The 19,177-nt window shown below is 49.7% G+C and carries 14 protein-coding genes; 12 read left to right on the top strand and 2 right to left on the bottom strand.

Annotated features, from left to right (window positions below):
- Positions 1–25 precede the first annotated feature (25 nt).
- The 5 genes from DWX68_RS06585 (at position 26) to DWX68_RS06565 (ending at position 8,535) form a co-directional block, all read left to right on the top strand.
- Complete coding sequence (locus DWX68_RS06585) at positions 26–1,300, top strand: aminotransferase class I/II-fold pyridoxal phosphate-dependent enzyme (RefSeq protein WP_106999780.1); 1,275 nt, start codon at positions 26–28, stop codon at positions 1,298–1,300.
- Between the two features lie 242 nt (positions 1,301–1,542).
- Positions 1,543–3,105 (top strand): cardiolipin synthase, encoded by a 1,563-nt coding sequence (gene cls, locus DWX68_RS06580; protein ID WP_118628868.1) that lies wholly within the window; start codon positions 1,543–1,545, stop codon positions 3,103–3,105.
- A 16-nt stretch (positions 3,106–3,121) separates the two neighbouring features.
- The gene (locus DWX68_RS06575) at positions 3,122–3,682 is read left to right on the top strand and encodes a DNA-3-methyladenine glycosylase I (RefSeq protein ID WP_118628867.1); all 561 of its coding nucleotides are present in this window, start codon (positions 3,122–3,124) and stop codon (positions 3,680–3,682) included.
- Between the two features lie 188 nt (positions 3,683–3,870).
- On the top strand, positions 3,871–7,050 hold the full coding sequence (locus DWX68_RS06570; RefSeq protein WP_118628906.1) for an ATP-binding protein: 3,180 nt from the start codon (positions 3,871–3,873) through the stop codon (positions 7,048–7,050).
- Between the two features lie 33 nt (positions 7,051–7,083).
- On the top strand, positions 7,084–8,535 hold the full coding sequence (locus DWX68_RS06565) for an AAA family ATPase (protein WP_118628866.1): 1,452 nt from the start codon (positions 7,084–7,086) through the stop codon (positions 8,533–8,535).
- Between the two features lie 136 nt (positions 8,536–8,671).
- Here DWX68_RS06565 and rpmB read toward each other — a convergent pair whose 3' ends face one another.
- Positions 8,672–8,857: a 50S ribosomal protein L28 gene (gene rpmB, locus DWX68_RS06560; protein ID WP_003504147.1), complete on the bottom strand. Its 186-nt coding sequence runs from the start codon at positions 8,855–8,857 to the stop codon at positions 8,672–8,674.
- Between the two features lie 501 nt (positions 8,858–9,358).
- Here rpmB and DWX68_RS06555 point away from each other — a divergent pair.
- The 3 genes from DWX68_RS06555 to recG all read left to right on the top strand — a co-directional run bounded on the left by DWX68_RS06555 (position 9,359) and on the right by recG (position 13,761).
- Entirely contained in the window at positions 9,359–9,715 is a 357-nt protein-coding gene (locus tag DWX68_RS06555) for an Asp23/Gls24 family envelope stress response protein (protein WP_106999821.1), read from the top strand.
- A 15-nt stretch (positions 9,716–9,730) separates the two neighbouring features.
- Positions 9,731–11,425 (top strand): DAK2 domain-containing protein, encoded by a 1,695-nt coding sequence (locus DWX68_RS06550; protein ID WP_118628865.1) that lies wholly within the window; start codon positions 9,731–9,733, stop codon positions 11,423–11,425.
- A 278-nt stretch (positions 11,426–11,703) separates the two neighbouring features.
- Complete coding sequence (gene recG, locus DWX68_RS06545; RefSeq protein ID WP_118628864.1) at positions 11,704–13,761, top strand: ATP-dependent DNA helicase RecG; 2,058 nt, start codon at positions 11,704–11,706, stop codon at positions 13,759–13,761.
- A 136-nt stretch (positions 13,762–13,897) separates the two neighbouring features.
- On the opposite strand, the gene DWX68_RS06540 is transcribed toward recG, so the two are convergent.
- Positions 13,898–15,085, bottom strand: a complete 1,188-nt coding sequence (locus tag DWX68_RS06540; protein WP_106999824.1) for a ribose-phosphate pyrophosphokinase — start codon at positions 15,083–15,085, stop codon at positions 13,898–13,900.
- 279 nt (positions 15,086–15,364) lie between these two features.
- Between DWX68_RS06540 and DWX68_RS06535 the strand changes: the two genes are divergently transcribed.
- Genes DWX68_RS06535 through plsY form a run of 4 tightly spaced genes read left to right on the top strand, consistent with a single transcriptional unit; the run spans position 15,365 to position 19,014 of the window.
- Positions 15,365–16,819, top strand: coding sequence for a DUF512 domain-containing protein (locus DWX68_RS06535; RefSeq protein ID WP_118467626.1), 1,455 nt, complete (start codon positions 15,365–15,367; stop codon positions 16,817–16,819).
- Between the two features lie 52 nt (positions 16,820–16,871).
- Positions 16,872–17,030: a hypothetical protein gene (locus tag DWX68_RS14635; RefSeq protein WP_182432150.1), complete on the top strand. Its 159-nt coding sequence runs from the start codon at positions 16,872–16,874 to the stop codon at positions 17,028–17,030.
- A gap of 20 nt (positions 17,031–17,050) precedes the next feature.
- Positions 17,051–18,382 carry a ribosome biogenesis GTPase Der gene (gene der, locus DWX68_RS06530; protein ID WP_118628863.1) on the top strand — a complete coding sequence of 444 codons (1,332 nt, stop codon included), beginning with the start codon at positions 17,051–17,053 and terminating at the stop codon, positions 18,380–18,382.
- Entirely contained in the window at positions 18,382–19,014 is a 633-nt protein-coding gene (gene plsY / locus DWX68_RS06525; RefSeq protein WP_118628862.1) for a glycerol-3-phosphate 1-O-acyltransferase PlsY, read from the top strand. Before der ends, plsY begins: the two co-directional genes overlap by 1 nt.
- The last annotated feature ends 163 nt before the right edge of the window (positions 19,015–19,177 follow it).

The following is a 19,177-nucleotide window of genomic DNA, read 5'->3' as shown; positions in this document are numbered from 1 at the left end:
AATAAACATATGAAGGAGAAGAAAAATGAAACGTTCAATGGAAACAACGTGCATCCAGGGCGGATGGCAGCCGAAAAATGGCGAGCCGAGAATTCTGCCGATCTACCAGAGCACGACCTTTAAGTATTCAACCAGTGAGCAGATGGGAAGACTCTTCGATCTGGAGGAAAACGGATATTTTTATACCCGTCTGGCAAACCCGACCAATGATGCAGTCGCAGATAAGATCCGTGAGCTGGAGGGCGGCGCGGCAGCAATGCTGACATCCTCCGGACAGGCGGCAAACTTTTATGCGGTATTTAATATCTGCGGCGCGGGCGATCATCTGGTCTGCTCGGCAACCGTATACGGCGGCACATCAAACCTGTTTGTCGTTACGATGAAAAAAATGGGCGTCGATGTTACGTTAGTTGACCCGGATGCGCCGGAAGAGGAGATCGAGAAGGCGATCCGCCCGAACACAAAGTGTATCTTCGGTGAGTCGATTGCAAACCCGGCTCTGGTAGTGCTGGATCTGGAAAAATTTGCCCGGATTGCACACAGAAATGGTATTCCATTTATTGTAGATAATACGTTTGCAACTCCGATCAACTGCCGTCCGTTCGAGTGGGGCGCAGATATTGTAACGCATTCTACTACAAAATATATGGATGGACATGCGATGACCGTCGGCGGCTGCATCGTGGACAGTGGCAACTTTGACTGGGAGGCACATGCAGATAAATTCCCGGGTCTGACGACGCCGGATGAGTCTTACCACGGCATTATTTACACGAAGAAATTCGGTAAGGCGGCTTATATCACCAAGGCAACCGCACAGGTAATGCGTGATCTCGGTTCCATCCCGTCCCCGCAGAATTCCTTCTTATTGAATATCGGTCTGGAGACACTGCATCTGCGTGTGCCGCGCCACTGTGAGAATGCACAGAAGGTCGCCGAGTATTTACAGAGCCGTGAAGATGTGGCCTGGGTGAATTATCCGGGACTTGAAAATGATAAATACCATGCACTGGCGCAGAAATATATGCCGAACGGTACATGCGGCGTTATTTCTTTCGGCTTAAAGGGCGGTCGTCAGGCAGCTGGCGAGTTCATGGATAAGCTGAAACTGGCAGCCATCGTAACCCATGTTGCCGATGCGAGAACCTGCGTGTTGCATCCGGCAAGTCATACTCACCGTCAGCTCTCCGACGAGCAGCTCAAGGAGGCGGGCGTTGATCCGAGCCTGATCCGTTTGAGTGTCGGAATTGAGAATGCGGATGATATCATCGAGGATATCCGTCAGGCACTGGAGGACTAAAATTCCAGAAAATGGCGCTATATAAGCCTTATGCGGAATATCAGTGAGATGTTTCAATGCGGTTGTTAAAATAAGCGCTTGCAATGACAGGTCAGTCGGGATGACACATAAATCTGTGTCAGTCTCTGGCTGACCTCTTGTTTTATTTGCAAAAATCTGTCATACTATGAGAGATGGCACTGTAGTTTTAAATGATATGGCAGATGCCCGATGAACAAGATAGAGAAATGGACTGGTAGAAAATGGAGAAAATACTTAAAAAATTGAAAAAACTGCTGCGTCTGATTTTCGGTCGTACCACGCTGGGAACGCTGTTTCTGCTGATACAGATTCTTGTGCTCTTTGCCGGGTTTGACTGGTTTAGAGAGTACCTGATCTATATGTATGGCGGATCTGCGATACTCAGTGCCCTGATATTGATCTATATTATCAGCGATGAAGGAAACAGCACGATCAAGCTGTCCTGGGTTGTGCCGATTCTGGTATTTCCAGTGTTTGGAACGCTGTTTTATCTGTTTTTGACGCTGCAGCCTGGCACGCACCGTATTAACCGGCGGATCGAGGAAGTTGGGACAAAACTGCGTCCGTACCTTTTACAGGATCCGGAGGTGCTGGCACACTATGAGAGCATCAGCGCCAGTGGCGGCAATCTCGTCCGCTATATGAACCAGTACGGACGTTTCCCGGCGTATGAAAATACGGGGGCACGTTATTTCCCGCTGGGAGATGATATGTTTCCAGTATTATTGGAAGAACTCAAAAAAGCGGAACATTTTATATTTATGGAATATTTTATCGTAGAACACGGAGTGATGTGGGATGCGATTTTACAGGTGTTAGAGACGAAGGCCGCCGAGGGCGTGGAAGTCCGATTTATGTATGACGGCATGGGAAATCTCTTCACGCTGCCCCACGGCTATGAGAAAGCGATGCAGGAGAAGGGGATCCAGTGCAAGATTTTTGCGCCGGTGCGTCCGGCTCTCTCGAGTTACCAGAATAACCGCGATCACCGGAAGATCTGCGTGATTGATGGTCATACTGCGTTTACCGGAGGCGTGAACCTGGCGGATGAGTATATCAACCAGCGGGTGCGCTTTGGACACTGGAAGGACACGGCAGTCATGATCAAAGGAAAAGCCGTGGATAGTTTTACGATGATGTTTCTGCAGCTCTGGGATGTGACGGAGCGGGATGGAGAGGAGTACCGCCGATTTTTATGTCCGCCGGAATTTCATATGCCGGAGGGGCTGGACTACGGTGGCTTTGTGATGCCATATGCGGACAGCCCGCTCGACGGGGAAAATGTCGGCGAGTCGGTGTACCTCGATATTTTAGGGCGTTCACGCCGGTATGTGCACATAACGACCCCGTATCTGATTCTTGACGATACGACGCTGGCGGCGCTCAAGTTTGCGGCAAAACGCGGCGTGGAGGTCATTATTATCATGCCGCATATACCGGATAAATTATATGCGTACCTGCTGGCGCGCAGCTACTACGCGGAGCTTCTGCGGGCTGGTGTCCAGATCTATGAATACACGCCGGGCTTTATTCATGCGAAGATGTTTACAAGCGACGATGAGAAGGCGGTGGTCGGAACGATCAACCTCGATTTCAGAAGTCTGTATCTGCATTTTGAGTGCGCGTCCTATTTCTTCCGCAATGCGGTTGTGATGGATGTGGAAGAAGATTTTCAGAAAACACTTGCAAAGAGCGAGCGGATCACTCTGGAAAACTGCCGGAAGTATCCGTTTATCCGGCGGTTTGCGGGGAAGGCACTGCGGATTCTGGCGCCGCTTATGTAGGCGAAGGGAGAAAAACATGGAATGGCACGATGGAAAACACCGCTGCCGCTGGGCGAATCCAAAGAATGAATTGTATATCCGTTATCACGACGAGGAGTGGGGAAAGCTGGTTCGGGATGATGCGAAGCTCTTTGAGATGCTGATCCTTGAATGCTTTCAGGCAGGGCTTTCGTGGGAGTGCATCCTCAATAAGCGGGAGGCGTTCCGCGCCGCGTTCGATGAATTTGACCTGGACAAGGTGTGCGGTTACGACGAGGCGAAGGAGGAAGCAATCCGGACCGCCCCGGGAATTGTACATAACCGGCTGAAAATTCATGCCGCTGTCACGAATGCACGGATATTCCGGGAAATTCAGAATGAATATGGGAGTTTTGACGCGTATCTGACTCACTGGACGGGAGAAGCGGTGATTCATGAGACAGGCAAGGTCAGCTCGCCGCTCTCAGATGCAGTGTCGGCAGATCTCAAAAAGCGTGGGATGAAGTTTGCCGGGACGGTGATTATTTATTCGTATCTGCAGGCGGTCGGGCGGATTGAGTCGCATGAGGATGGATGCTTTCTGGGATATAAGATGTAAAATAACAAGATGGCAGGTGCAGGGAAAAGGGCGTGCCAGGGTTTTTGTTTCATAGGAAATTACGTCCTATGAAACAAAAAACGCTCCGCGAGGATGCGCACTCGCGCGAAGCAGAAACATGTCGCAAGCGACCGCGCTTGGCGCGAGAATGTGCCAAGGCACATTCTTTTTCACGGGAGGACGGAGCGATGGATTCCGAGAATGCGAATAAGAGTAAGAAGAAAAAGACTTCAAACATAATACAGATCTGCATCGGCGTGCTGGCGGTTGTGCTGGCGGCACTGATTATCGTGATGATGGGAATTGTCTCCAGTATTCAGGGAACGGCGCGTGTGGTCAATTATGCGGGACTGGTGCGCGGAAAGACACAGCGTATCATTAAATTGGAAATTTCCGGTCAGCCGGAGGATGGTATGATTCAGGATATTGAGGCCTTCGTCGATGGTCTGCGGAATGGCAATGGCGAACTGGGGCTGGTGCGCCTTGATGACGGGGCGTTTCAGAGTAAGATGCAGGAGTTGGAGGAGTACTTTGCCGCGCTTCACTATGAAATCCTGCGTGTCCGGGAAGTCGGCTATGAGAATACAGAGATCATTGATAAGAGCGAGCGGTTCTTTGAAATCTGTGATGAGGCGACGGGACTGGCGGAGGCGTATTCCCAGAGGAAGGCATCCTCGCTGACGGTAATTGAAAAATATATCACGATTGATATTATTGTTCTGATGCTTCTGATTGGATATGAATTTATCAAGGCGGTGCGCTTTGCGGCGATGAACCGTGCGCTGCAGAAAAAGGTGTATTTGGACAAGGCGACCGGACTTCCCAATAAGAATAAATGCGAAGAATTGCTGGATGATCCGGAACCGGCGGCAGAGAATGTGGGAGTATGCAGTTTTGACCTGAATAATCTCCGCCGAATCAACAACAGCATGGGGCATGAGGCGGGGGATGCCTACATCAGGCGGTTCGCCGTCTGCCTGCGCGCGTCCATGCCTGCGGAACAGTTCGTAGGGCGGGACGGCGGCGATGAATTTATTGCCGTTACGCATGGTCTGGATGAGGAGGCCATGCGGGAATGCCTCACCCATGTGCGGGAGGCGATGACAGAGGAGTCAAAGGGATATCCGGATATGCCGCTCAGCTATGCGGCCGGGTATGCACTTGCCAGTGATTTTCCGGGCAGCACGATGCGGGAGCTTTTCAGTTTTGCCGATAAAAATATGTATATCAACAAAAACCATGTAAAGCGCGAGGAAGCGGCAGCGGAAAAACGGCTGGATTTCCACCTGCTCAAGCTTTTAAACCGGTACGGGAGAAACTTTTCGGATTGTCTCTACTGCGACGCGCACATGGATACCTACCGGGCACTCCGTGCCAGTGCTGATTTCTTTCTGGCGTCAGACGGAAGCTATTCCGGTGCGGCGGAGCAGATAGCAGCGGAACGGGTGGCTCGTGCTGACCGCGCCAACATCCGCCAGAGCCTGCAGGTTTCAGAGCTTTCCGGGAAGCTGCAGGCGGAGGGAGATCTACTCGAATTGCAGTATGACACCAACGGTCAGGGACTCTACAGCCGCCTGACGCTGATCCCGGTAGATTGGGATGAGGAAGGAAAGCTGCATCATTTCCTGCTGGCATTTGAGACGATCCGGAAAAGTTCAGAAGGGCGGGCAGATGCGAAGGAACAGCTGACGCTTTATTATGAACAGCTCAAACAGTCGATTCTGGAAAATGACAGCTATGTGGATGCACTCCTGGATCTGTCGGATATGATATATACAGTTAATTTGACAAAGGATATTCTGGAGAAGAGTGTTGTCCTGAATGGAAAAGACGAGGAATGCCGGGAGTTATTTATGGACTATCCGCTGCCGTGTTCTTACCGTGATTATTGCAGTGAATATATGAAGATGGTCACCCAGGAGACCTTGGGAAGCTATCGTCTGGCAGATGATCCGGCTAAGCTGTTGAAGCGGTTTGAGGCAGGGGAGAAACATATTTCCGTGGAATACTGTATCCAGGAGGAAGATGGCACGATCTGCTGGGTACAGAAAACAGTTCTGATGACGCAGACGATCGTGTTTGATACGGAGCTTTCTTGTGAGATGCCGGTGGTTCATGCGATCATTCTTCTGCAGGATACGTCGCAGATGCACGCGCGGGATGAACAGGAGCACGCGCGCTTGCAGGCGGCATTTGATGAAATGCGGACGGCAAACCGGGCGAAAACAGATTTCTTAAGCCGCATGAGTCACGATATCCGGACACCGCTCAATGGCATTATCGGGCTTTTGAAAATCGATGAGGCACATTTTGATGATAAGGAGATGCTGATGGAAAATCACCGGAAAATGCAGGTGGCGGCGGGGCATCTGCTGTTCCTCATCAATGATGTGCTGCAGATGAGCAAGCTGGAAGAAGGAAAGATCATTCTGGCACATGATTATATTTCATTGGCAGAGATGACGCACGATATCGTGAGCATCATCATCGAGCGCGCGGTAGATGCGGGCATTCAATGGGAGTATGATAAAAGAAAAGCGGAGATTCCGTATCCGTATATTTATGGCAGCCAGCTCCATCTGCGCCAGATTTTCCTGAATATTTATGGAAACTGCATCAAATACAATCATCCGGGCGGAAAAATCAGTACCAGGGTGGAGGCGCAGGATGTACGGGACGGCTGGTGCGTCTATAGGTGGACGATCTCGGACACGGGAGTTGGCATGAGCCAGGAATTTCTGGACCACATCTTTGATCCGTTTGTACAGGAGAAAAATGATGCGCGCAGTGTTTATCAGGGAACTGGGCTTGGCATGACGATCGTCAAAGGGCTGATTGAACAGATGCACGGAACCATCGAAGTGACGAGTGAGGTCGGCATTGGAACGACGTTTGTGGTGGAAATTCCATTTGAGATTGCACCGCCGCCGGAGGAGCTTCCGGTTAAGGAAGCAGCGCCGTCAGGAGATATTCACGGTTTGAAGCTGCTTTTGGCGGAGGACAATGAGTTGAATGCAGACATCGCGGAGACACTTCTGACCGATGCGGGTGCCCATGTCACGATTGTGGAGAACGGGAAGAAGGCATTAGACTGCTTTGAGGCGGCACGTCCGGGGACGTTCGATGCGATTCTCATGGATGTGATGATGCCGGTGATGGATGGTCTGGCTGCGACACGCGCGATCCGGGCGATTCCGCGGGCGGATGCAAGGCAGATTCCGATTCTTGCCATGACGGCAAATGCCTTTGAAGAGGATGCCAGGCAGTGCCTGGCGGCTGGGATGAATGTGCATCTGGCAAAACCACTGCAGATGGATAAGGTGGTAGCGGCGCTCATGGAGTGCTGCGGCAAAAAGAGGGATCTATAAAGTTTGGAAAGGGCGAAAAGGAACGCAGGTGGTATGAAAGCAATCTCTATTTACACGATTACCCGAAATCAGAATACGGAATACCTTCAAAAGCTGGAACGACAGCTTTCGGGGCGGGATGTGTTTCTGAAAATACGGGAATGGGAGCTGGACAGCATGAAAGCGCTGGTTTCGGAGTTGGAGAGACATATACAGGCGGTGTACGCACTGCGTTTTTTCTATTCCTTTCAGATTCCGAGACTGGGAAAAGAGTTTGATCTGCTTCAGATCAAGGAAGAACAGATTTTAAATCTTGAATTAAAGAGCGGACAGGTGTCGGATGAGGCGATCCGCAAGCAGCTCATACAGAACCGGTATTATCTGGCGGCGCTGGGAAAGCCGATTCGTTCGTACACTTATATTAGCAGTCAGAACCGCCTGGTGCGTCTGACGAATCATGACCGCATTGTGGAGGCGGACTGGGAACAGCTCTGCCGGGATTTGCAGCAGGAGAGTGCTGATTATCCAGGCGATATCGAAGACTTGTTTCAGGCGGAGCTGTACCTGATTTCGCCGCTTACAGAGCCGGGACGGTTCTTAAAGAAAGAATATTTCCTGACATACCAGCAGAGGGATATTGAACGCCAGATTTTAAAGAAAATCCGGGCAGACCGGACGGGATATTTCTGGTTTACCGGTCTTCCGGGGACGGGCAAAACGCTGCTTTTATATGATATTGCGATGAAACTCTCCGGGCGGCAGCGGGTGTGCATGATCCACTGCGGTGAAGCGGGAAAAGAGTGGAAGGTGCTGCATGAGCGGCTGCGGCGGGTGGAGTACCTGGCGGAGGATAGTGTTCAAACGGGAGCGGAAATCAGGTTTGAAGCATACAGCGCGATCTTAGTAGATGAGGCACACCTTCTGTCGCCCAATACATTGGAAATTTTGCTGGAGATCGGCAAAACGCGTCCGGTTATTTTTTCCAGTAACTGTGAGGATATGATTTCGCCGGAAGAATTGGATCTGGGTGCAATAAAGCTCTTGGGGGAGCAGCCGGGAATCCAGACATTCCACCTGACGAATCGGATCCGTGCGAATGCAGAACTTTCCTATTTTATACAAAATATGATGCACCTGCCGCACGGACGCGGAATGCGGCGCTATCCCCATGTCGCGGTGGTTTATGCCAACGATGAGTCAGAAGCAGCTAATTTGCTGAATGATTACATTCGTCAGGGATATGAGTGCCAGGAATCCGATTGGCAGGAAAAACCGGAAAAGCCATCCGATTCTGCCGTAGAAATACAATCTCGCCATACGCGAGAAGTCGATCGCATGGTGCATCGGCTGGATGGGCGCTATTATTATGATGAAATGGGATATCTGCGCTCGACAGAGCGCGATGTGAGACATCTTTTTTATCAGCTCAGCGAGGCAAAAGAAGAACTGGCGCTGGTGGTGATGGGAAATGAGAAGCTGTATGGAACGCTGCTGAACTTGTTTTAAGGTGTTTTGAAGGAAAGGTTTTATATAAAATGTTGGAATGTGCTCAAAAAGCATATTTCCAACATTTTTTGTCGTTCATTATGCCAAGGACAAGAAAAAAGCCTCAGGCAGACACCTGAGGCCAGTTAAACTCGATTTAGGCTCTTTCAACTAAACCGGATCTTAAGCAAGAAGTACATACATACATCTTCTGAGCTCCGCCATTAGTTTTAACCTTAACAGACTTAACGTTAGCTTTCCACATTTTGTTAGATCTTCTATGTGAATGACTCACTGCATTACCAAAATGAGCAGCTTTCTCGCAGATTGCACACTTAGCCATCGTAGCACCTCCTTAACCGATCATTGGACTTCCTATTAAAATCCATAACAAAGGTATAATAGCAGAAAATAGGAAAATATGCAAGTGAAAAACCAAAAAAAATAAAAAAAGTTTTCGACAGATGTCTATTTTCTATTTCCTTTTTAACGTGGGTGGTGTATAATATACGCGTAAGCCATGAGTCATGCGGATAAAAAAGGCTGAAAAACGGTGTTGTGCTTGCACATAAGCCGTATTTCAGACATTTTTATCCATAGGGCGAAGCCCGTGAGCGAGATGGAGCGAAGCGGAATCGAGCTGCATGACGGGGTAGAGAGACGCATATATTTCATTCCATGCGCCGACACAGGAGCCGCCCCGGCTCCGCATGTCCAGCCCGTGAAGTACTCATCCCACGCGCCGACACAGGAGCCGTCCCGGCTCCGCATGTCCAGCCCGTAAAAAATCATGGCATAAAATTCGAATCAAACAAAAACAAGTAAAGAAACGGAGGCTGTCAATATGAAAGGACGCATCGACAATAAAATGGGTTCGATCCAGATCGATCCGGAAGTAATTGCAATGTACGCCGGAACGACAGCAGTAGAATGCTTCGGTATCGTTGGCATGGCGGCTGTCAGTATGAAAGATGGTCTGGTAAGACTGCTTAAAAAAGAAAGCCTGACACACGGCATCAACGTAGCCATCAAGGACAATGCACTCAGCATCGATTTCCACGTAATCGTGGCATACGGGGTCAGCATCTCTACCGTTGCGGACAACCTGATCGAGAGTGTAAAATATAAAGTAGAAGAGTTTACTGGCATGAAGGTTGAGAAAATCAGCATTTATGTTGAAGGCGTAAGAGTGATAGATTAAGGAGGAACAAACCCTGTGGGCATGAATTATATAGATGCCGGGATGTTAAAGAATGCATTTCTGGCTGGAGCAAAGGGCCTGGAGGCCAACAAGGAATGGATCAATGAGCTGAACGTATTTCCTGTTCCAGATGGAGATACCGGTACGAACATGACGATGACGATTCTGTCAGCCGCCAGAGAAGTGGCAGCCGTTGAAAATCCGACGATGGAGGCGCTGGCGAGAGCGATTTCCTCCGGTTCCCTGCGTGGCGCACGAGGCAATTCCGGCGTTATCCTTTCACAGCTCTTCCGCGGATTTACGAAAGAGATTAAGACGGTAGATGTCATTACGACGAGTGTTCTCTCAGACGCATTTAACCGTGCGACGGAGACAGCTTATAAGGCAGTTATGAAGCCGAAGGAAGGTACGATTCTGACGGTTGCCAAGGGAATGGCGGATAAAGCGGCAGAACTGGCACCGCAGACCGAGGACGTACTTGAATTTTCAGAGAAAGTATTGGAGTACGGCGAATATGTTTTAAGCCAGACACCGGAGATGCTTCCGGTTCTGAAAGAGGCAGGTGTAGTGGATTCTGGCGGACAGGGTCTGATTCAGGTTATCAAGGGCTGTATTGAGGGCTTAAAAGGAAAAGTCGTGGATATCGACGCGGCAGTTACTCCGTCTGTATCGGGAAATGGAGCGGCAAAAATAGCAACAGGCGCCGGAAGCACGCAGGCAGCGGATATCCGTTTTGGTTATTGTACGGAATTTATTATCAATGCAGAAAAACCGGCGGATGAAACGACAGAGCAGGAACTGAAAGATTATCTGAGCACGATCGGCGACTCCCTGGTAGTTGTGGCAGATGATGATATTGTCAAGATTCACGTTCATACAAACGATCCAGGTCTGGCGATTCAGAAAGCACTGACCTACGGTTCCCTGTCCCGCATCAAGATTGACAATATGCGCGAGGAACATCAGGAGAAACTGATCAAAGATTCTGAACGTCTGGCGGCACAGCAGAAGGCAGAAGAAGAAGCCAAAGAGAAGAAAGAAGAACCACGCAAGAAATATGGATTTATCGCCGTATCGGTCGGAGAAGGTCTTTCTGAGATTTTCAAGGGCATCGGCGCTGACTATATCATCGAGGGCGGACAAACGATGAATCCGAGTACGGAGGATATGCTGGAAGCAATCGAAAAAGTCCATGCCGAGACAGTTTACATTCTGCCGAACAATAAAAATATTATTCTGGCGGCAGAGCAGGCAAAGAGCCTGTCAGAAGATACCAAGGTATATGTAGTTCCGTCCAAGACGGTTCCGCAGGGTATCACGGCGCTGATTAATTTTGCTCCGGATCTGACGGCGGAAGAAAATATGGAACAGATGACCGAGGAGATGAGCCACGTTAAGACCGGTCAGATTACCTACGCAGTCCGCAATACATCGATCGATGGTATGGAGATCGCAGAGGGCGATATCATGGGGATCGGCGACAGCGGCATGCTGGCAGTTGGCAAGAATATCGAGGAGACCGCGATGGAGTCACTTCGTAAGATGGTAGATGATGAGTCTGAGCTTGTGACGATCTATTATGGTGAGGATGTCACGGAAGAGGACGCAGAGGCATTCTGTGAGAAAGCCCGCAAAGAATTTACATCCTGCGAATTTGAATGCCAGAATGGCGGGCAGCCGATTTACTATTATATGATTTCGGTAGAGTAGATTTAGGTCGTTTAAAGTGATTGAAATGCGTTAAATGAAGCTGCATTATTGGCTGAGAAAATGCAGATAACGAGAAAATGAATTTTCTATGTGATGGCGCAGATAAAACATTTGACGTATAAAACAAAATAATTCATAAGTATGAAATGAGGCAGGTCAGGGGAGAGATCCCTGCGTCCTGTCTCTCTTTCATTCCAATGTATTCCCGGATTTTTTGTCCGGTAACTGTCCGCGTGGCTGATTTTCCGGAGAATATTCTGAAAAGCAGGAGGAGATAAATGGAACAGCAGAATATAACCGCTATCAAGGGCATCGGTGAAAAGACGGCAAAGCTATTTCAAAAAATAGGCGTGGAAACGGTGGAAGAACTGCTTCATTATTATCCGCGTGCTTATGATGAGTTTAAGGAACCGCAGCCGATCGCGGAACTGAAGGAAGATACGATCGCGGCAGTCGGCGGAATCCTGGCAAAAACGGCGGATGTGGTGCGGTATGGAGCGCGCCTGCAGGTTACGACGGCTGGATTGCGGGATAGCGGAGGCACACTGGCGCTGGCATGGTACAATATGCCCTATCTGCGCGGGACGCTCAAGGCGGGGGAACGCTTTATTTTCCGTGGCCGTGTGGTAAAAAAACGGGGAAGACTTACGATGGAGCAGCCGGAGATCTACCGCCCGGAACAGTATGCGAAAGTCGTGTCGTCTATGCAGCCGGTTTACGGACAGACGAAGGGACTTGGCAATAAGACGATCGCAAAGGCAGTCACGGAAGCCCTCACGATGCGCCAGATGGAACGGGAATATCTACCGGCTGGTCTGCGGGAAAAGTACGGATTGGCGGAAATCAACTATGCGCTGGAGCACATCCATTTTCCGGCAAACCGGGAAGAACTGATGTTTTCCCGAAAACGTCTTGTGTTTGATGAATTTTTCATGTTCCTGATGTCAGTGCGCCTGCTCAAAGACAAAAAAGAAGATAAAAAGAGCGTATATCCATTTACGTTTTCTGGGGAAATGGCGTCGGTGGAAGAGCGCCTCCCATATGCTCTGACCGGGGCACAGAAAAAGGTAATCCGGGAGGTGTACGCCGATTTGTCCGGCGGGCATATCATGACCCGATTGATTCAGGGCGACGTTGGTTCGGGTAAGACGATTGTGGCGATTCTGGCGTTGCTACAGGCGGCGGCAAATGGATATCAGGGGGCGCTGATGGCGCCGACAGAGGTACTGGCGCGCCAGCATTACGAGTCGATGACCGAATTGTTTGCGTCGCTGGGAATCACATATCGTCTGGTGCTTCTGACCGGTTCGATGACAGCAAAGGAAAAACGGCTTGCCAGAGAGTCGATTGAAAATCATGAGGCAGATATCGTGATTGGAACCCACGCGCTGATTCAGGAAAAAGTGGTGTACGACAATCTGGCATTGGTAATCACGGATGAACAGCACCGTTTTGGAGTGGCGCAGCGGGAAATGCTGAGCAAAAAAGGCGGCGAGCCGCATGTGCTTGTCATGAGTGCGACGCCGATCCCGCGGACGCTGGCGATTATTTTATATGGGGATCTTGATATTTCCATCATCGATGAACTTCCGGCAAACCGGCAGCCGATCAAGAACTGTGTCGTGAACCGTGAATTTCGCCCGAATGCCTACCGTTTCATCGAAAATGAAGTCCGTGCCGGCCGTCAGGCATACGTCATCTGCCCGATGGTCGAGCCGAGCGAGATGCTGGAGGCAGAGAACGTCATCGATTATACCGAAGAGCTGCGCCGCGCCCTGTCCCCGTCGATCCGGGTGGAATATCTGCACGGAAAGATGAAGGGAAAAGAAAAAAATGCGATCATGGAAGCATTTGCGGCAAATGAGATTCATGTACTGGTATCCACCACGGTCATCGAGGTCGGAATCAATGTCCCGAATGCCACCGTTATGATGATCGAAAATGCCGAGCGTTTCGGTCTGGCGCAGCTCCATCAGCTTCGCGGGCGCGTCGGTCGAGGAAAAGACCAGTCCTACTGCATCATGGTCAACGCCTCCGGCGAGGAAGACGCCGGAAAGCGGCTGGATATTCTCAATAAGTCAAATGACGGCTTCTACATCGCCTCCGAAGACTTAAAACTGCGCGGTCCCGGAGACCTCTTCGGCGTCCGCCAGAGCGGCGATCTCGAATTCCATTTAGCGGATATATTTGCAGATGCAGATATATTGAAGGCAGTTTCGGATGAAGTGAAGAAATTAATGGATAAAGATCCGCTGTTGGAGGCGGAGGAGAATCAGGAACTGAAACGGAAGATGAATGGGTATTTGGAGAGAGGTTGGGAGAAGGTGAATTTGTGATGGGGATGGATTGAATTGCAAATCGCGGTTTGAGTAGATTAATTAGAAAAAGCTCCTGCATACACAGAATGAAGATTCATCTGTGTATGCAGGAGTTTTTTGAAATTTCCAGCCGTTTATCAGCCGTCAATTCTCATTACATTTTCCCTTCGTTATATCGCTTAATCAGCTTCTGGATCTTCGCAGTCGGAGTCAGTGCGTTCTCCAGAGATACGTTATGGTTCAGGGAGTTGATGATTGCAGCGATAAACTTGCTCATATCAGCTTCTACATACCAGTCACGCTGCAGAAGTTCCGGCGTGTGGTAGTTTAAGTTGGTGGTTACAACGCAGTCGAGGTAACCTTTTGCGAAAAATTCGTCGAATTTCTCAAGTCCGTTGGTGAACAGACCGAAGGTAGCGCATACAACGACGCGTTTTGCCTTGCGCTCTTTGAGGGCGCGGCAGGTGTCCAGCATGCTCTCGCCGGAGGAGATCATGTCATCGATGATGAGAACGGTCTTTCCTTCAACGGAAGAACCTAAGAACTCATGGGCAACGATCGGGTTACGTCCATTGACAACACGGGAGTAATCGCGGCGTTTGTAGAACATACCCATGTCAACACCCAGGTTGTTTGCCAGATATACGGCGCGGGACATAGCGCCCTCGTCCGGGCTGATAACCATCAGGTTGTCCTTGTCGATCTTTAAGGTTTTGTCATGGTTCAGTAATGCCTTGATAAACTGGTAGGTCGGCATGAAATTATCAAAACCGCTTAACGGAATGGAGTTCTGTACACGCGGGTCATGTGCATCGAAAGTAATGATGTTGCTTACGCCCATCTGAATCAGTTCTTCGAGCATCATCGCGCAGTCAAGGGATTCACGACCGCTGCGCTTGTGCTGGCGTCCTTCATATAAGAACGGCATGATAACATTGACACGATGTGCGGTAGCAATGGATGCGCCGATGATACGTTTTAAATCCTGGTAATGGTCGTCCGGGGACATATGATTGGTAAATCCGCTCATTTTGTAGGTCAGGCTGTAGTTGGTTACATCGACCATGGCGTAAATATCGGTACCACGGACAGACTCATTGACGATGCCTTTTGCTTCACCGCTTCCGAAACGCGGGCACGCGCAGTCAAGCATGTAGGAATCAGCATCATAGCCGCGGTACTGTAAATTTTCCTGACGCTTTTTCAGGACTTCAATATCGTTGCGGCGGAAATTGATAATGTGGGAGTTGACTTTCTCAGCCAGATCCCGGCAGCTCTCCAGTGCGGCAATTTTAAGCGGCGCAACCGGAAGCGTGTCATTAAACACGTAGTCATTCGACATGGTTATACCTCCAAACAGTGTAGGTCCTTCGGTGCATGCGGGCAGAGCGTACAAGTTTGTCTGCCATTTGCAGGACATAATACAACTATTTTATACCATTTTACGATAAGAAACGTCAATAGCAAATGAGAAAATTACAAAAAAAATCAAATATTTGGCTTGCTTCCCCAAAAATCCACATCTGCGAATCGGAAGCACAACTTTACAAAAAAGCTGATTACTGTTAATATAATACTGGATTCTTAGGGTTTAAAAATATTTGAAATGAGGATTTTATAAATGAAAAAAGGTCATCTGATAAAATCGGTCGATCCGGGCTCGATTGCGGAGGAAATGGAGCTGGAGCCGGGGGACGTCCTTTTGACGATCGATGGAGATGAGATAGAGGATATTTTTGATTATGAATATAAGATAAACAGCGAGGAGATCACGCTGCTGGTCCGCAAGAAAAACGGTGAGGAGTGGGAACTGGATATCGTAAATGAGTATCAGGATCTGGGGATTACCTTTGAAAATGGTCTGATGAGCGATTATCGTTCCTGCAGGAATAAGTGCATCTTCTGTTTCATCGACCAGATGCCGCCGGGCATGCGTGAGACACTGTATTTTAAGGACGATGATTCCAGACTTTCGTTCCTGCAGGGCAACTATATCACGCTGACGAATATGAAGGATAAGGATATTGAGCGGATTATCCGGTTTAAGCTGGCGCCGATCAATATTTCAGTGCAGACGACAAATCCGGAGCTGCGCTGCAAGATGCTTCATAACCGCTTTGCCGGTGAGGCGCTTCAGAAAATCGACCGCCTGTATGAGGCGGATATCCCGATGAACGGTCAGATCGTTTTATGCCGGGGCGTCAATGACGGGGCGGAGTTAGACCGTTCGATCCGTGATCTGACGAAATACATTCCGGCGATGCAGAGTGTTTCGGTCGTGCCGGTCGGTCTCTCGAAGTACCGCGATGGTCTGTATCCGCTTGAGCCGTTTACACCGGAGCAGTTGGGCGATACCATTGATTTGATAGAGAAATGGCAGAAGAAGATCTATGCGGAACACGGTATTCACTTCATTCACGCCAGCGATGAGTTTTACATGGGCGCCGGGCGCCCGCTTCCGGAAGCGGATCGCTATGATGGCTATATCCAGCTGGAAAATGGGGTCGGCATGATTCGCCTGATGGAGGAGGAGATAGCCGAGGCGCTGGAGCAGCTGCATCCGGGAGAGGCTGGCGAGGTGTGCCCGGAGGAGATTTCGATTGCAACGGGACGGCTGGCTGCTCCGTATATTGAGCAGTATGTAGAGCGCGTGTGCCGCCAGTTCCCGGGGAAAAAGGTACATGTATATGCGATCCGCAATGACTTCTTTGGTGAGCGGATCACGGTGGCGGGGCTGATCACGGCAAAGGATCTGATTGCACAGTTAAAGGAACAGCCGCTTGGCAGCCGCCTGCTGCTTCCAAGCGCCATGTTCCGAAGCGGCGAGGAGACATTTCTGGATGATCTGACCCGCACGGATGTACAAAATGCTTTACAAGTTCCGGTGGATATTGTAAAATCAAGCGGACGTGATTTTGTGGAAGCAATTCTGGCTCCTGTGAAGGAGGAAAGCTCCAGGCATGGCGAGTATGAGCCGGATCCGGAGGAATTTGCCGCTCAGATGGATGATAACTGGCAGGAAGAAGATCTGGATGGCGTACAGGTGTACGCATATGAGCCGGAAGACCTGGATTAGGATGCCCCGGACGAAGTCGTTTGTTTTGAAGAGGAAGACTTAGATCTGGAGGATGAGAAAGAAACGTGATGGCTGGAAATACAGTGGAAAACGTGCTTTCGGACACACAGAAAGAAAGCGTCTGGATGTGAAATGCATCACAATGAATGAAATAAGTAACTGGACAATAAAAATAGCAGCTGTGGATTTACAAACCAGCTGCGGAGCATGAAAATAAATGGAGGCATAAATATGAAAAAGAAACCGGTGGTGGCGGTCGTTGGACGTCCAAACGTGGGAAAATCCACCCTTTTCAACGTCCTTGCGGGCGATATGATTTCGATTGTAAAAGATACTCCAGGTGTAACGCGTGACCGTATTTACGCGGACTGTACCTGGTTAGACCATTCTTTTACCCTGATCGATACTGGCGGTATCGAGCCGGATACGAAGGATATTATCCTGTCCCAGATGCGCGAGCAGGCGGAGATCGCGATCACGACGGCGGATGTGATTCTGTTTATCGTAGATGTGCGTCAGGGCATGACTGATTCAGATTCCAAGGTGGCGGATATGCTGCGTAAATCGAGAAAACCGGTTGTTCTGGCGGTCAATAAAGTAGATAATCCGGCGAAATTTGGCAATGACGTCTATGAGTTCTACAACCTCGGTATCGGTGATCCGGTAGCGATCTCGGCAGCCTCTCGTCTGGGACTGGGCGATCTGCTGGATGCAGTCGTGGCACATTTCCCGGAGGGAAGCGGCGACGAGGAAGAGGATGACCGTCCGAGAGTGGCGATTGTCGGAAAACCAAACGTAGGTAAATCTTCTATTATAAATAAGCTTCTGGGCGAGAACCGCGTCATCGTATCGGATATCGCCGGTACGACCCGCGATGCAGTCGATACAGAGATTGTCCGCAACGGTACCGAGTATGTCTTTATCGATACGGCAGGTCTGCGCCGCAAGAGCAAGATCAAGGAGGAGCTGGAGCGCTACAGCATCATCCGTACCGTAACGGCGGTTGAGAGAGCTGATGTGGTTCTGATGGTCATCGACGCGAAAGAGGGAGTAACCGAGCAGGATGCAAAGATTGCCGGTATCGCACATGAGCGTGGAAAAGGTATTATCATCGTGGTAAATAAATGGGATGCGATCGATAAGACCGATAAGACTATTTATGAGTACACCAATAAGATTAAGACCGTTCTGTCCTTTATTCCGTATGCGGAGTTCGTGTTCGTATCCGCACTGACCGGACAGCGTATGAATAAGCTGTTTGAGATGATCGACATGGTGCGCGAAAATCAGACACTGCGTATTGCAACCGGCGTTCTCAATGAGATCCTGGCAGAGGCAGTGGCACTGCAGCAGCCGCCGTCTGACAAGGGCAAGCGTTTAAAGCTCTACTATATGACACAGGTAGCGGTCAAACCGCCGACATTCGTTGTGTTTGTCAATGATAAGGAACTGATGCATTTCTCATATACACGGTATCTCGAGAACAAGATCCGTGACGCATTCGGATTCAAGGGAACTTCCTTAAAATTCCTGATCCGCGAGAGAAAGGGGAAGGATCAATAATGGAACGTCTCATCTGTATTGTGATTGGCTATATCTTTGGTCTGATCCAGTCCGGCTATCTGTATGGAAAGGCGAATCATATGGATATCCGCCAGTACGGCAGCGGAAATGCCGGTTCTACGAACGTCCTGCGTGTGATGGGAAAGAAAGCGGGCGCGATCGTATTTTTAGGGGATTTTTTCAAGGCGGTGCTTGCGATGGCAGTCTGCCGCCTGTTGTTCAAGGGAAATGAGGAGGTGGATCTCCTTGCACTGTATGCGGGACTGGGAGTTACACTCGGTCACAATTTTCCGTTTTACCTGAAATTCAAGGGCGGCAAGGGAATTGCCTGCATGGCGGGCATTATGACTGCGATGGATCTGCGGATTACGCTGACCTGTTTCGTGATTTTCTCCGTGACGGTGTTCCTGACCCGCTATGTATCGCTTGGTTCGATTCTTGTGTCGATCACCTTTTTTGCAGAGCTTGTGATCTTTGAGAGCATGGGTTCCTACCGGGTAAGCACGCCGAACCGCATCCAGTTCTATGCACTGGGCGCGATCCTGATGTGCATGGCGATCTGGCGCCATCGGAGCAATATTGGGCGTCTGTTGTCCGGCACAGAAAACAAACTGGGCGCGAAGAAATCATGAGAGAAGTTTAACAACACTTTACATAGTTGCCATAAGGTAATTGTTCACAGGTAGGCACTTTTGGAACCGAAAGTGCCGTAAGAAAACGTGGTGGCAGCAGGAATTTGCCGTATTGAAATGCGAGCCACGGCAAATTCCGTTACTGGGCACGTATGCGTGAACA

Origin of the sequence: Clostridium sp. AF20-7, from assembly GCF_003479275.1 — a bacterium.
GTDB lineage: Bacteria > Bacillota > Clostridia > Lachnospirales > Lachnospiraceae > Otoolea > Otoolea fessa.
The sequence above is the reverse complement of the archived record's forward strand: the minus strand, read 5'-3'. Positions and strand labels throughout refer to the sequence as shown.